The sequence below is a fragment of the Paraburkholderia sp. UYCP14C genome (assembly GCF_004197395.1).
In the GTDB taxonomy this organism is placed as follows: domain Bacteria; phylum Pseudomonadota; class Gammaproteobacteria; order Burkholderiales; family Burkholderiaceae; genus Paraburkholderia.
This window is the reverse complement of record NZ_SELS01000048.1, coordinates 21373-36792: the sequence shown is the minus strand read 5'-3', so window position 1 is coordinate 36792 and position 15420 is coordinate 21373. Positions and strand designations below refer to the sequence as shown.

At 62.7% G+C, this 15420-nt stretch carries 10 protein-coding genes and 2 pseudogenes; 4 read left to right on the top strand and 8 right to left on the bottom strand.

Annotation, left to right across the window (positions count from 1 at the left end; genetic code table 11):
• Positions 1-67: 67 nt before the first annotated feature.
• A complete protein-coding gene (gene arcC, locus EVC45_RS32190; RefSeq protein WP_129962205.1) occupies positions 68-997 on the top strand; it encodes a carbamate kinase in 930 nt (309 codons plus the stop codon).
• A gap of 138 nt (positions 998-1135) precedes the next feature.
• Here arcC and EVC45_RS32185 read toward each other — a convergent pair whose 3' ends face one another.
• The 7 genes and pseudogenes from EVC45_RS32185 to EVC45_RS32155 all read right to left on the bottom strand — a co-directional run bounded on the left by EVC45_RS32185 (position 1136) and on the right by EVC45_RS32155 (position 9926).
• Positions 1136-2290, bottom strand: a complete 1155-nt coding sequence (locus EVC45_RS32185; RefSeq protein WP_129962204.1) for an AI-2E family transporter — start codon at positions 2288-2290, stop codon at positions 1136-1138.
• A 102-nt stretch (positions 2291-2392) separates the two neighbouring features.
• On the bottom strand, positions 2393-4639 hold the full coding sequence (gene potE / locus EVC45_RS32180) for a putrescine-ornithine antiporter (RefSeq protein ID WP_129962203.1): 2247 nt from the start codon (positions 4637-4639) through the stop codon (positions 2393-2395).
• A gap of 35 nt (positions 4640-4674) precedes the next feature.
• A complete protein-coding gene (gene speC / locus EVC45_RS32175; RefSeq protein WP_129962202.1) occupies positions 4675-7038 on the bottom strand; it encodes an ornithine decarboxylase in 2364 nt (787 codons plus the stop codon).
• A 167-nt stretch (positions 7039-7205) separates the two neighbouring features.
• Positions 7206-7406: pseudogene (locus EVC45_RS32170) on the bottom strand (SulP family inorganic anion transporter); the annotation flags it as partial.
• A 73-nt stretch (positions 7407-7479) separates the two neighbouring features.
• Positions 7480-8373 (bottom strand): hypothetical protein, encoded by an 894-nt coding sequence (locus EVC45_RS32165; RefSeq protein ID WP_248295336.1) that lies wholly within the window; start codon positions 8371-8373, stop codon positions 7480-7482.
• Positions 8264-8614, bottom strand: a complete 351-nt coding sequence (locus EVC45_RS48015) for an alpha/beta hydrolase (RefSeq protein WP_129962200.1) — start codon at positions 8612-8614, stop codon at positions 8264-8266. Before EVC45_RS48015 ends, EVC45_RS32165 begins: the two co-directional genes overlap by 110 nt.
• On the bottom strand, positions 8505-9926 hold the full coding sequence (locus EVC45_RS32155; RefSeq protein ID WP_129962199.1) for a DUF2252 domain-containing protein: 1422 nt from the start codon (positions 9924-9926) through the stop codon (positions 8505-8507). Before EVC45_RS32155 ends, EVC45_RS48015 begins: the two co-directional genes overlap by 110 nt.
• Before the next feature lie 397 nt (positions 9927-10323).
• Here EVC45_RS32155 and EVC45_RS32150 point away from each other — a divergent pair, with 397 nt between their 5' ends.
• Positions 10324-11856 carry an NAD(P)/FAD-dependent oxidoreductase gene (locus tag EVC45_RS32150; RefSeq protein WP_129962198.1) on the top strand — a complete coding sequence of 511 codons (1533 nt, stop codon included), beginning with the start codon at positions 10324-10326 and terminating at the stop codon, positions 11854-11856.
• Positions 11857-11885: 29 nt separating this feature from the next.
• Here EVC45_RS32150 and EVC45_RS32145 read toward each other — a convergent pair whose 3' ends face one another.
• On the bottom strand, positions 11886-12875 hold the full coding sequence (locus EVC45_RS32145; protein ID WP_129962197.1) for a zinc-dependent alcohol dehydrogenase family protein: 990 nt from the start codon (positions 12873-12875) through the stop codon (positions 11886-11888).
• A 152-nt stretch (positions 12876-13027) separates the two neighbouring features.
• Between EVC45_RS32145 and EVC45_RS47050 the strand changes: the two are divergent.
• Together EVC45_RS47050 and EVC45_RS32135 are read left to right on the top strand one after the other, a co-directional pair.
• A pseudogene (locus tag EVC45_RS47050) lies at positions 13028-13213 on the top strand (alkene reductase); the annotation flags it as partial.
• 485 nt (positions 13214-13698) lie between these two features.
• Positions 13699-15378, top strand: a complete 1680-nt coding sequence (locus EVC45_RS32135; RefSeq protein WP_248295335.1) for an AMP-binding protein — start codon at positions 13699-13701, stop codon at positions 15376-15378.
• Positions 15379-15420 lie beyond the last annotated feature (42 nt).

Here is a 15420-nt window from a genome sequence, read left to right as displayed (position 1 = left end):
GCCGGTACGGTCCGGGAGACGACGCCTGGGTCACCTGTAATCTGACGTGCATCGGGAGGTGTGCATCATGCGTATCGTCATTGCGTTAGGCGGTAATGCGCTGCTGCGGCGCGGTCAGCCGATGACGGCGGAATGCCAGCGCGACAACGTCCGGCTCGCCGTTAGTCAGATCGCGCTGATCGTGCCCGGCAATGAAATTGTGATTGCGCACGGCAATGGTCCACAGGTCGGGCTGCTGGCACTCCAGAGCGCCGCCTATAAGGAAGTCGAGGCCTATCCGCTCGACGTGCTCGGCGCGCAGACGGAAGGCATGATCGGCTATCTGATCGAGCAGGAGCTCGGCAACCTGTTACCGGTCGAAGTACCGTTCGCAACGATCCTGACCCAGGTCGAGGTCGATCCGCACGACCCCGCCTTCGAGCGGCCCAGCAAACCGATCGGTCCGGTTTATTCGAAGGAAGAAGCCGAGCGCCTCGCCCGGGAACGAGGCTGGAGCATCGCGCCCGACGGCGTGCATTTCCGTCGGGTCGTCGCGAGCCCGCGGCCCAGTCGCATCTTTGAGATCCGCCCGATCCGGTGGCTGCTCGAACGTGGCACGATCGTCATCTGCGCGGGCGGCGGCGGTATTCCCACCTGCTACGACGAGAACCGGAAGCTGACCGGCATCGAGGCGGTGATCGACAAGGATCTGTGCTCGGCACTGCTTGCGTGGGAACTGGGTGCGGACATGTTGATCGTGGCGACCGATGTCGATGCGGCTTACGTGAACTGGGGGAAGCCGGACCAGAAAGCGATCGCACAGGCGCACCCGGACGAACTGGAGAAGCTCGGTTTCGCCAGTGGCTCGATGGGGCCCAAAGTCCAGGCGGCAATCGAATTCGCGCGCAAGACGGGCAAGGATGCGGTCATCGGCTCCCTCGCCGACATCCAGGCCATTGCAGAACGGCGGGGCGGCACGTGTGTGAGCACGTCGACGCCTGGTATCCGCTATCGGTAACCGCTTGCCGCTTGCCGCTTGCCGCTTGCCGCTTGCCGCTTGCCGCTAGCGTCTCGCCGCTAACCGGGGCGCTGGCCAGCACGCGCAGGCGCAGAGAAGGGCGCAGAGAAGGCGCGGCACCACACTACTTCGCTCGCACTACTTCGCTTCGACTTGCCCGCCGTTGCCGGCGACGACTGCATCGCTAGCCGCCGAATCAGTGTGCGCGCCGGGCAACGCGGTGCCCGGCTGGTCTCTAACCCACCGCCAGAACAGCTGATACCCGACCGCGAGCATCACGGGACCGATGAACAGGCCGATCACACCGCCCGAGACCATGCCGCCGAGCGCGCCGATCAGCACGACCGGCATCGGTACGGCAACACCTCGGCCGAGCAGCAGCGGTTTGAGAACGTTGTCGACCAACCCCGCGACGATCAGATAGACCGAATAAACGATCACGGAGGTACCGATGCCTTTCGTGACGATCATGAAAGCGATCACGGGAACCGTGATCAGGGTGGCGGGCAGTTGCATGATGCCCAGCAGCAGCACGGCCAGCGCGAGCAAACCCGCGGCGGGCACACCCATCAGCACGAAGCCGATGCCGATCAGCAAGGTCTGGATGAACGCAATGCCAACCACGCCCTGCGCCACGGCACGAATGGTGGTGGTGCAAAGATCGGTGATTCGCTGGCCATTTTCCGGCCCCGAAATGCGTGCGGCGATCTGTACCGCGCTGACGCGACCATGCTCGCCGTGCGCCATCAAAATACCTGCCACGACGAGGGCGACGAAGAAGATCAGCAGCCCCGCGCCGAGGCCGGTCACCATGCCCAGAACAGCCAGACCGGTTTCCTTCAGTTGAGGAGCGAATCGGTGCGCGACGCCCGTCAGGTCGGTCGAGGCCTGTTGCCAGAACTCGTACACGCGTTCGCCCAGCAGAGGCCACCTCGCCACCGACTCATCCGGCGGCGGAATCCGGAAATTGCCGGACCGGAACACGGCCATCACGTGTTCGATCGAGTCGGCCACCGCGACGCCCAGCAGGTAGGTCGGCACCAGGATGACGACGAAGGCGGCGCCGATAATCAGCATCGCGATCAGCCCTTCACGGTTCGGAATCCGCTCGCGCAGCCGTGCCTGCAGCGGATAGAGCGTGATGGCAAGAATCAGCGACCATATCAGCAGATTCATGAACGGCACGAGAATCCGGAAGCACAGCACACACAGCACCGCGATCAATCCGGCGCGGATCAGTACGTCGAGCAATTGCCTCGACGACGCTCGTTCAGAAGTCGTCCTGGTAAGCATCGAATTCACCCGTCAGTAAATGAATGGAGAGCCCTGAGCGGAATCGGCAACGCTCAGGCGCTGTATATGCCGGTCTCGCCATTCCGCTGGACTTGCCTCACGTCACTCGGGCAGCGTGCTCAGACGGAAGAAGTTGCGTGTCTCGGCGTCGGGCTCGCCGAACCATTTGGCGTACATCGCGAAGAACTCCGCCGATGAAAAGAGCCGGCTCAACGTCCGGTCCGCGAGCAGCCGCATATCGTCGTCTCCGCGCGGGACACCTATTGCGACGGGCAAATAGGTGAAGCGGCGATCCAGCACCGTCAGGTTGCCCGATGCGGGGCTGCTGCTCGCGACTGCGAGCAGCAGCGAGCGTTCGGCGAACAGGACGTTCGACTGCCGGTCGAGAACCTTGCGCAAGCCTGACTCGACATCGGGAACGGGGACCACGGCCGCCGGGATCTGCAACTGCGCGAGCTTGTCGCCGAGCCAGCGTTGCGCGGGCGAATCCGCGACCACGGAAACGGTTTGCCGCGACAGCAGTTGCGCGGGCGCCGCCCGCCAGGTCGGGTGCGAGGGGCTTACGCCCGACAGGACCTCCTTGAGTCCGGCCGGTGCATCCGAGCGCAGCATCGCGCCAATACCGCCGGGATACACCGGAATCGAGAACGACATCGCCTGCCTGGCGGTGAGCGTTTCGGCGCTGCCGCACAACAGGTCGATGCGGTGGTCCTGGATCGCGCGCATACGGTCGTCGAACGGGATCGCTACCCAGTTCACGCGCAGTGCGGCGAGCCCGAGGTCGGTCTTGACCTGGTCGGCGATCTTCTGGCACAGCGCGATGGTGTAGCCGGTGGGCCGGCCGTTCGCGTCCTTGTACGAAAATGGTTGTCCACCGTCGAAATAGCCCAGATTGATCGCACCGGACTGTTTGATTCTGGCCAACGCCCCAGTCGGTGCCGGCTCATCCGCATGCGCGGGCGGCGGCAGCAAACCCGCCAGCACCATCAGGGCGAGTGCCAGCACCGCCGCCGCGGAGGCCGCGCCCGCGCGCCCGGCGGAAGTCACCGAGGCAAAGCGGAAGGCCATGAAGCCATAGATCACGTAGCCGATCGCCATGACCAGCATGCCGCCGAGCACCGCATCCTTGCCGGAAGCGTAGATCGCATAGACGGAGTAGACCAGCGCGACAACCGTGACAGCCGCATTGACGCGGTATTTCGCGGGCGGCGTAGCGGCGTTGCGCATCATCACGAACAGCGCCGACAGCGAAATGATGTACGGCAGCACATTCGTCACGACCGCCAGATTGACCAGCGCGGCGAACTGCTCGCTGAGGTTCGGCGAGATCGTGGACAGCGCCATCAGCGACTGCACGATGCCCATGATGACCATGCCCGCGATCGGCGCGCCCATCCGGTTCGCCTTGCCGAAAACGCCCGGGAACATTTTGGTGTCGGCGGCATCCTTGGCCGTTTGCGCCAACGTGAACTGCCAACCGAGCAGCGAGCCCACGCAGGCCAGCGCCGCCAGCGCCATCACGATCGAACCGATCGTCGGGTTGAACATCCGCGCAAAAGCGAGACCGAACGGACCGGTCGACGCGGCCAGGTCGGCATTCGGCACGATCCCCTGGATCGCCGCGGTGGACAGGATGTAGATCACCGCCGCACCCAGCGTGCCGAACATGCATGCGAGCGGGACATCGCGCTTCGGGTTCTCGACGGCCGACGAGTTCTGGACGGCCGACTCCATCCCGAGAAATGCCCACAGCGTCAGCGAAATGCTCGAGCCCATGCCCTCGGCGAGGCTGACTCCCTTGGGGTTCCAGGCTGCGGCAAACGTTCCGCCATGAAACCAGAACCAGCCTGCGAACGAGATGAAGCCGACGGGCAGGATCACGCCCCACACGGTGACGCTGCCGATACGCCCCGTCAATTTCGGCCCCCCGAAGTTGGCGACGGTGGTGAGCCATAGCAGTGCTATCACACCGACACAGGTGGCAATCGGCGAGGACGTGAGTACAGGAAAGAACGCCGCCAGATAGCCGAGCGCCGAGCTCGCCACCGCCACGTTCGCGATCGCAATCGACAGGAAATACAGGAAGAACACCTGGAAGTAGCCGTCCTTGCCGTAGCCTTCTTCGGCATAGGCGGCCATCCCGCCCGGGCGCTGATTGAGCAGTCCCGCTTCCGCGAAACCGTAAGCGATCGCCAGCGACCCGACGGCCGTTATCAGCCACGACAGCAGGGAGATCGCCCCCACCTTTGCCATATTGGTCGGCAGCATGATGATGCCCGAGCCCATCATGTTGACTGTCACGATGAACGTCAGTTGCACGACATTCATCTTTTTGGGTTGTTCCGCCATGATTTCCTCCCCAACGGTAACCCGTTCACGTCCGCCTATTCGCGGACTACGTAGGTGTAAAAGCGAATACGGCCGTTTTCCCGCTCCTGGAAAACGCCCTGTACTTCGTAGTTGAAGCCCGGGAAGCGGTTGAACGATTCCTGGAAAGCCATGAAGTAATCGAGCATCGGCTGCGCGCGTTCGTCCCAGCGCTCACCGGGCAGCACGACCCCGATACCCGGTGGATAGATCAGCGCCAGCGTGGCGGAAATGCGCCCGCGCGCCTGATCGAGCGGCACATACTCGACGTCGTTCGCGACCAGAGACTCGTAGGCGGCCTCGGGCGGCATCGCGAGTTCAGGGAAACTCGTCGCCCGGAAGCAGAGCCGCTGCAGTTCCTTCACGTTGGCTTCACGATAAAAGCCGTGCATCTCGTTGCACACCTGGCGCAGCGAGTAGTCCGCATAGCGCGCGCCGTGCGCTGCGCACAAGCTCGGCAGCACGTCCGCCAGCGGCGCATCGCGATCCCACAGATTCTTGAACCTGACGAGCCTCGCGATCAGCGAATTCAGCTTGCTTTCGTCCTCGGCCGGCGTCATCAGGAACAGCACGCTGTTCAGGTCGCATTTCTCCGGCACGATCCCTTCCTCGCGCAGATAGTTCGCGACCACGGTCGCCGGTACGCCGAAGTCGAGATACTCTCCCGTCGCTCGGTCGATTCCCGGCGTCAGCAGCGTGAGCTTGTTCGGGTCCACCATCGCATAGCCTTCGGCGTAGCCTGCATAGCCGTGCCAGCGCGCTTCGGGCTTGAACGCCCAGCATTGCTGCTCGCGCTTGATCACGTCGGTCGGTAACGACTCCCATGCGACGTTCTCGACGTCCGTCGTGAAGCTCGAATTGCGGACCGTGACGACATCGGGCACGAACGGATCGAAGAACCACTGTTCCTCGCGGCTCTTTCCGGTTGCCGCATAGTAATGAACGAATTCACGGATCTTCTTGCGCGCCTCGATTCCCAGTGCGATGCAACCGTCCCACAACATCTCGCCCGCCTTGCCTTCATGAACCTTCGCATTCACATCGAGGGAGGCGAACAGCGGATAGAACGGAGAGGTACTGGCGTGGATCAGGAATGACTCATTGAACCGCCGGTGCTCGATGAAGCGTTTCTGGCCGCGAATATGTCCGTCGCGCTTGTGAATCTGCGACGCTTGCGAAAACCCCGCGCCCTGCTTGTGCACCGATTGTGTCGAGAACAATCCCGGCATCTGCGGCGTCAGTTGCCTGATCCGCATCGGACTGTGATCTTCGAACAGCGGGTGAAACGCGTTGTAGCCGATCCATGCCTCGTCCCACAGCACGTAGTCGCACAGGTGGCCGATTTTCTCCAGCACCTTGCGCACGTTGTAGATCGTGCCGTCATAGGTGGCGAGCTGGATGCATGCGAGACGGAACGGCCGCTCCGCCCTGCTGCGCTCGGGATCCTTCACTAGCGGGTTCGAGCGGATCTGCCTGCGCAGCCAATCTTCATCCCATGCTTCCCAGTCGACCGCGCCGATCATTCCGAACGGATTGCGCGCGGTCGGCAGGAACACGGGAATGGCGCCCGCCTGCACCAGCGCGCCCTGATGCACCGACTTGTGGTTGTTCCGGTCGAACAGCACGAGGTCGCCGCGTCGCAGCACCGCACCCGTGACGATCTTGTTCGACGTGCTGGTGCCGTTGAGCACGAAATAGGTCTGGTCCGCGCCGAACACTTCGGCTGCATGACGCTCGGCATCGGCAGCCGGGCCTTCGTGAATCAGCAGGTCGCCGAGATCGACATCCGCGTTGCACAGATCGTTACGGAAAATGCTTTCACCGAAATACTTGAAGAACAGCTGTCCCGCCGGCGACTTCCGATAAAACTGCCCTCCCTGATGTCCCGGGCAGTCGAACGCGATATTGGCTTCGCCATCGTAGGCGACGAGCCCGCCGAAGAATGGCGGCAGAAGGCTCATGCCGTACTTCACGAAGCTGGCAACGATCTGCTTCGCGTAAAACGCGGGGGTTTGCTGGCCGAGGTAGATGTAGCCGTCGACTTCGCCGAGTCCGCCCGCAACGACGAGCTCGGAGATGCGATGCGTGTTGGCCAGTGCCCACAGAGGCGTATGAAAGCCTAACCCGCGGACGCCCGCCGCCAGCTGACGTGCGCCCTCCATGCGGTTCCCGTCGATGCCGACGATATACGCGCCAACGTCCGCATCCTCGTTCAGATCGCGGACCGGATCGTGCGTCACCTCGACCTGCATGCCCGCGAGAGCGATGTGATCGAGCAGCTCTTTGGTTGCCTCATCATGCGGATCGACGACCGCGACCACCTTCAGCATCTTATGAAACGGAATCGGTATTGTCGGGGTCTTGACGGAACGCGGGATCATGATCGCTACTCCTCTACGCAACTTGATTAAAGCATCGGAACACGAGGCCCAATTGATGCAGATCAATTGCATTACTGAGCGCTTTACGGCGCACGGATTGAATCCTTCGCCATCGCATCGCCATGCGTCCCGGTGGCAGCGCACTCGATCTCTGCGGCGCCCCAGTTCGCCGACCTGCTGCTCCAGATCCCTCCAGCCATGTCCGCGACGCTCAAGCCGACGAGCATCGAAATCGCAGAAGTCGGACCGATGGCCAGTTGACGCGAGGAGTCAAGCAGCGCGTGGAAGAACCCGCCCACCAGAAAGCAGTAGATACCGTACTGCGGGGGCAAGCAGGCCAACGTCGCATAGCTCTCCTTGTTCGGCAGTGTTGCAATACCTCAGCCCCATATGCCAGGTGCGCTGATCGCGGGCCTATCGACCGCCGCGATGCGCACTCCTTCAAGGCATCGCGGGTTCGACTCGTCCGCCCCGCCAAGGAAGCGGCGTCATCGCCGGATTGGTCCCGTCAGGGCTCGCGAGTGATGCCGCGTCCGAATTCATGATGGCGGGCATCAGAATGAAGTCCCGTTCCGGTTCGGGCATTCTTTCGATCGCGTGCAGCGTCACCCTCGTAGTCCAGCACACGTCGGACGGGGTGGAAGACTCCGGATGCGCCGAATACGACTGATACCGGTCGAGGTTGACCGGATCGGCATCCAGTTCGATCACGATCTTGCTCGACAGCACCTCGACTGCCTCTGAATATTGCTGCCGCGTTGGCAACCGAACCGGGCCGCCCGACGCACTACTGACCAGAACCTTATAAATGAGCCGCAGATAGAGTTCTGCATCCGCGTCAGACATCTGGGCAAGCGTGATCCGATTCATCACCTCATTGATATCGACGAGGCCAAAGCAGTTGACGGGAACGAATTCGTCGAGCAAGTGCGTGAACAATTGCAGATAGGTCAGCCGGTCCGCGGGTGTCAGACGCGCGAGTCCGCTCGACATCAGCGCCTCGCGTTTTCCCTCATCGAGAAACATCTGTTCGAGCTCACGAACGCCACCGGGGATGCGCTGCGCGACGGCTGGGTCTTGCTCGATCTTCTTCAACCATGAAGCCACGATGCCCGCTTTCGTCGAGCCGCGCGCGATGCCGAACTGGTCCAGCGCGTCGCTCAGATCCGGACCGCCGAACCACGCTGAAGAGGACACGCTCGGCGCATTCTCACGTAACGAACTATCAGGATTCTGATGAATGGCCGCGCCCGCGGTCAACGAGCAAAGCAGCGCAAGCGCTCCGGATAGCCGCCGCGCATTGCTCTGCGCGGCCCGAAGGTACCAGCGGATCACGTCGATTCTCCAGCAAAAAATACGGCCACCGAGCCCGCACGACTTGCGAGCCCGGTGAGTCCCACACCGCATGCAGCGACCGGGCGTAGCCCACGCGACCCCCCAGCGTGCTGCCCGCGCCGCCGGCGCGCCTATTCCTCGGTCGTCGCCTGGATGCGGCCCTCGCGAATCGCACGAATGAACTCGCGATAATCCTGTCTGTTCTGGGAGCTGTAATCCGTCGCGAACTCGGTGATCGCATCGTCGAAGGTCTGGCCCGATCCCATGTAGCCGGCGATCATCGCCGCGTCGCCGGAACGCGCGTGCGCGCGGGCAAGCGCGTGGGCGCACATGCGCGCGTACTGCCGGAGCATGCCCAGATCGAGCGCTTCGATCAGCACGGAGATTTTCATGTCGCGGAGCTGCCGGACATAAAAATCGCGGCCGTTCTGCCCACGAGTCCAGCCGAGAAAGACGTCGCTGGCCGACTGCATGATGCGCTGGCCGGCGATCACCCGTTGACCGTGATTCGGATGCCGGCTCTTGCCCGCATAAGGCTCGAGCACCGACGCCTTGGCTTCCTTGACTTGCAGGAACAGCGGATCGTTGTCGCCCGCCATGAACAGACCCACGCCGCACATCGTGCCGACACTGCCGACGCCGACCACCTTGATCGCCATATCGACGAAATGAAACCGGTCGAATACGACGCGCACGTGTTCGTCGAGGCTCTCACGATAGGTCGCGATCGCTTCCGCATAACCCTTCGCGAGACCGGGTGCCATTTCTTCAGTTGGATGGAAGATCAGCGGGGGCTCATCCTTGATTCGAGGCTGAGCGCCCTCCTCCGAGACCAGCTTCGGATACAGATGATCGGGAACGGTCTTGCGTCGCTCCACTTCGATTCTCTGCGCGATCCGCTTGCGCGCGGCTTCGATGATGGCCGGGTCTCCCGAGCGATCCTCATACTTTTGCAGGTCGATTTTTTCGTACCAGACATCGAGTACACGCATGAACGCATAGTCATGCATGCGCTCACGGTATTCGCGCACGAGGTCGATGATGATGCGCGTCGTGTCGCTACGCGGCAATTCCAGATGCTCCGCCGCGATCACGACGCTTGCCGCGAGCCGTTTCAGATCCCATTCGAACGGGGCGGGCAGCGTCTCATCCAGGTCGTTGATGTCGAAGATCACATTGCGCTCCGGCGTCGCAAAGCCGCCGAAGTTCATCAGGTGTGCGTCGCCGCATGCCTGTACGAACAGACCGCTGGTGGGCGTGGTCGCCAGATCGGCCGCCATCACGGCGGCCGCGCCGCGATAGAACGCAAACGGCGACGCCGCCATTCGACCGAAGCGCAGCGGGATCAAACTCTGAAGACGACCTTCGTTGGAGATTTCGAGCAGTTCGATTGGACTCTTGCGCTGTGCGGGAGATTTCCAACCGGCCTGGGACGACCGGGGAATCGAATCGCGTATGGTGCGGCCTTGCGCGGCCCTCTCTTCCGGCGTTCGATACTGAGCCGAAGATGCGCTTTTGTCGCCCGCTGTTTTGCGTGACACGGCCTTATCCATGATCTCTCCCGCCGGCATGAGTTCTGTCATGAAACTGATACGTCATCGCGCCCCTCAACCGGCAGAAAGTGTCGGCTAGACACGATGCGCGCTTACCCGCTACTACCTGCAACTTAAGATACGCAAGCGATCGACCGCCTTTTTGATGCAAATCAACTTTGTTCGAGGGCTACAGATTGCTCGCGAAACTCGAATCTTGCGGGGCCACCGTATTGCTGCGCCTGATAAAGATGCCGCTTGCAGCGCACTTGATGCAAATCAACAGTTGCGCCGCCTCGTGCGGCAGATTAGTCAACGCGTATGCCGCGCGTTGCGACAAGTCCGGCGCCTTCCCGTACGCTCCGCACGCGTCGAAACGCGCGTCATACGCTCCGTTCATCGCGCTGGAGTCGCAACCATGAATTCCGTCCCCCGAAAAGTCGTCATCTTCGGCGCCGGCATTGCCGGACTGTGCGCGGCGGTCTATGCGCGCAAGTGCGGGTACGACGTCACCGTGCTCGAACAAGGCGAGCGTCCCGGCGGTCTCGCCACCAGTTGGCGGCGCGGCGGCTATACGTTCGAGGCCTGTCTGCACTGGCTGCTCGGCTCGAATCCGGATGACCCCATGCACGCGCTATGGCGCGAAGTGTTCGACATCGACCGCCTGCACTTCGTCTATCCGGAAGAATGGGTGCGCGTAGAAAGCGAACAAGGCGAGAGCCTGTCCATCTACTCGAATCTGGAGCGGCTCGAAGCGGAACTGCTGCGGCATGCCCCGCGCGAGGAGACGCAGATCCGCCACTTCGTGCATGCCGTGCGCAGCCTGAGCCGCTGCCCGCTGCCGTCATTGAGCAGCGACTGGCGGGAACGCCTCGCGACAGGGCTGCAAATGATTCCTCATATGCCGCTTCTGCAAAGCCTCTCGCGTATCAGTTGCGAAGCCTACGGCCACCGCTTCAACGACCCGCTGCTGCGAGGCTTTTTCGGTGAAGGAGACAACGCGCAGCTTGCGATGGTAGCGCTCGTTTTCGCGCTCGCGTGGGTCAGCAATCGCAACGCCGGTTATCCGGCAGGCGGCTCGCAGGCGGTGATCGAGCCGATCACCGAGAACCTGAAGCACCTTGGCGGCGTGTTGCGCACCGGTGCCAGCGTCAAGCGGGTTCTCGTGGAAAACGACACGGCAATCGGCGTGCAACTCGACGACGGCGAGCGCATCGACGCTGACTGGGTCGTGTCCGCCGCCGACGGACACTCGACCGTCTACGATCTGCTCGACGGCCGGTACGTCGGACAGCGCATCGCCCACGCCTATCGCACGTACCAGCCCTTCCCTTCGTTCCTGCAGGTGAGCCTCGGTGTCGCGCGCGATCTTTCGCAGCAATGCGGGTACGTGATGCGGCTGCTCGACGAGCCGCTAACTATCGACCCGCAAACCGTGCTGCATCAGGTTGCTTTTCGGTTGTTCCACTACGATCCGACGTTCGCCCCCGCGGGCAAGACCGCCGTGACGTGCACGCTGCCGACGCGCAACGTCGAGTATTGGGCGCGCTTGAGCGAGCACGACCCGCAGCGATATGAAGCGGAAAAGCGCCGCGTGGCGAACAGCGTGATCGCGATTTTCGACGAGCGCACGCCCGGTGTGCGCGCCGCGATAGAAGTGGTCGACGTCTCGACGCCGGCCACCGTGGTCCGCTTTACCCGCAACTGGCACGGCAGCATGGAAGGCTGGCTGCTCACGCCGCAGACGGGCTTGCGACCCTTGCCGTCGGCGTTGCCCGGGCTGCGGCGGTTCCTGATGATCGGCCAGTGGGTGATGCCGGGCGGCGGCCTGCCGTCCGGCCTGATGACCGCTCGGCGCGCGGTGCGCCGCATATGCAGGCAGGACGGCATCGATTTCGTGCCGGACCGGCACGGCAAGTCTGCTAGCACCGCCGACGGCTTTCCGGCCTAGCCATGCTCAGGGCCATGCCGGTGCGCGCGCTACATCGTGACCACGATCTTGCCGAACTGCCCATTGGTCTCCAGGTAACGGTGCGCGTCGACGATCTCGTCGAACTTGAAGGTGCGATCGATGACCGGCTTGAGTGCGCCGCTTTCGAGTCCCTTGAGCACGAACTCCACCGCGGCCTGTCGGCGCGTCGCGTCGCCGCTCGTCAGCCAGATGTTGTGCGCCTTCACGGAAATCATTCTGGCTATCATCGGTAGCACCGGCAGCGTCGTGGCACGCTCGTCGAGCGCGCCGTACAGATACGCGATCCCCTGGAACGACAGCGCCGAGATCAGTTTCGCGAAGTTCGGGCCGCCGACCGGATCGAAAGCGACGCGCGCCCCTTTTCCATCCGTGATCCGCATGATCTCGTCGACGAGGTCCGACTCGTCCGTCACGACCACGTGGGCGGCGCCCGCGTCGAGCAACTGCTGTCTTTTGCCTGCGTGACGCGTGAGCGCGATCGACGTCGCTCCCGCGTAATTCGCCAGCTGGATCGCCGCCAGGCCAACGCTGCTCGAAGCGGCCGGTACGACCACATAATCGCCGGCGCCCACCTTCGCATCTTCGATCAGCGCGCCATATGCGGTGACGAACATCATCCACACCGACGCGGCCTCGGCGAAGGAAAGCGATTTCGGATGCCTGACGAGCGCATAGTCCGGCACGATGACGACTTCGCCGTAGGTGAAGTACTGGTTCATCGAGAACGACGGGATCACATTGACCTCGTCGCCGGGTGCGAAACCGGCGACGCCCTCGCCCACGGCATCGACAATGCCGGCCGCCTCGTACCCGAGCCCGGCCGGAAAGCGAACGGGCTCGATGTACTGGTCGATGCGCCACATCGCTTCCGCGCGATTCAGACCGATTGCTTTCACATTGATGCGAACTTCACCGCGGCCGGGGGCGCGGACCGATTCATCGACGAATCGAAGCACCACGGGCGCACCGGCCTCGGCAAACCTGACAGTCCGTGACATCACTACCTCCTGGATCGATTGATGGGGGAGCACTGGGGAAATTACATCGTGGCTTCCGCGACGGAATTCGATTGATAAGCGGGGAAATCCGAATAGTGCTTTTCGTCGCCGCCCCGGAACGCCGCGCGGACATATGGCGTAAGCGCCAACTTTACCTCCGCGAGCACTTCTGCGGGCCGATCATCGCGGCGGGCGGCTTCGACGGCGAAAGCGCGGAAGCCATCGTCGCATCCGGCGATGCGGATCTCGTAGCGTTCGGCAGGCACTTCTCGTCGAACCCGGACCTGCCGTGTCGCCTCGAACACAGAAAGGCCCGCACCGATTTCGCCTCGCTGGCCAGCGGGCTCCGTCTGGCGGCGTCGATTGACCTGGATCAATCGGGCCGACGGGCGCCCGCAATAGACTACTCAGTGCGGCTTGGAGAGCGTTCGTGCCCGGCCGCCCGGGACTGATACCGTCTCGCATCATCCTGAGGGGCGCGTGGCGTGCGCGAACGGTGACCGCACGGCGCCGGCGTTGACGCGATCGCTTCGCTGTCCGCAGGTAAGCCGAGGCCGCCCGGAAAGGGGAACTGCCATGCGACACCCGATCGTCGTTGCCCGCCTCGTCGAGAACAGCTAGATGATTGCGCGGATTCGAACTGCTGGAGCATGTTCATTTCGACGGGATCGTACTGTCGCTGCTGCAGGAGACCGTCACGCCTCAGGTGAACGGATTCGCGCGGCGCGCGGCGACATTTCGCACCGGGCGCCCCATGAAGAGCGCCTCGCCGCAACGCCGAACGTTTGGCCACCGTGCTCAGTGAGCCTTGGCAGGACTCCTCGTGATCAAGTTGACCTTAGCTGATGACCCCGCCGTGATGTCCGACAGGCTGCGCCATGTGCCCGTGACACCTGGAGCGATAGACGAGTCAGCGCTGCTGACGTTGCCAGAGATGTTCGACGCAGTATGCGCGCGCTATGGCGGCCGGCCGGCATTCACGTCATTCGGTCATACAGTCAGTTACGCAAAATTTGCGGAGCTGTCGGCGCGATTCGCGACGTTTCTATGCGAAACACTCGCACTGCCGGCCGGCCAGCGCATTGCGCTGATGTTGCCCAATGGGCTGCCATACGTCATCGCCTTTAACGGTGCGATGCACGCTGGTCTGGTGGTAGTCAATGTGAATCCGCTGTTTACGTCTCGCGAACTCCAGGTCCAGCTCGTTTCGTCCAGCGCGATTGCCATCGTGGTCCTTGAGGGCCTTGCCAGCAAGCTCGACGAGATCGTTGGAGCGACACGCATCGATACGATCATCGCGGTCAGCCTAAGTGACGCATTGCCGTGGTTCAAGCGTCTGGCGATCGATTTCGCGCGGCGCAGGCGACACGATGCGGTCCCGCGCAGCCGTTTGGCGACACGCTCCTTTCGAAGCGCGCTTGGGCTCGCGCCCAGCAGCGACGCAAGGCGACATGTGCAGCTGGACGACATCGCCTTACTCCAATATACGGGTGGCACGACCGGAAAGCCGAAAGCTGTTGTCCTCACCCATCGCAATCTCAGCGCAAACATCGCACAGATTCGGGCCTGGTTAGGTCCGAGCTATTGCGCCAGCGCGCAGACCGTCGTCACTCCGTTACCGCTCTACCATGTGTTTGCGCTGACTGCGAGCTTCCTGACGTTCTTTGCGATCGGCGGACGCAACGTGCTGGTGACTGATCCACGCCGAATCGGGCCGCTGGTATCCCTGCTCAAGCGCACACGCCCGAGCGCACTGGTAGGCGTCAACACGCTCTTCAATGCGCTTTTGCGTGCACCCGGGTTCGCCACGACCCACTGGCGTCCAGATTGCCTGGTAATCGGGGGCGGTGCCCCGATCGAGCGGGAAGTGGCGGAGCGGTGGCTTTTGGCGACCGGCGTACCGATCATCGAAGGCTACGGGTTGACCGAAGCGTCGCCCGTGGTATCGGCAAATCGCACAGGGGAAACGACATTTACCGGTACTGTAGGCTATCCGCTTGCATCGACCGAAATTAGCGTCCGCTCCGACGATGGCATGCCACTGCCCGACGGACAGCCAGGCGAATTCTGGGTGCGGGGCCCGCAGGTCATGCACGGCTACTGGAACCAACCAGGCGAGTCCGCTGCTGCACTGACCGCCGACGGTTGGCTACGCACAGGCGACGTCGGCTACCTGATGTCCGACGGCGCGCTGCGCATCGTCGATCGCAAGAAGGATCTCATCATTGTCTCGGGATTCAAGGTGTTCCCCTCGGAAGTTGAGGATGTCGCGCGGTCGTGTCCAGGCGTCAAGGAAGCGGTTGCGATCGGCAGCGCGCATCCAAAGGTTGGGCAGGCCGTCAAACTGTTCGTTGTGCGTGCCACGCCGGAACTGAATGCAAATGTGATACTTGATCACTGCCGCGCGAACCTTGCGCCTTATAAGGTTCCTCACGCGATCGAATTTCTCGACACGCTGCCGGTTGATGCGTTAGGAAAGGTGTTGCGTCGAGTTCTGTCATAACCGACGGCAGTTATACCCGGCCAGCGACGGCAGCAGGCGTTG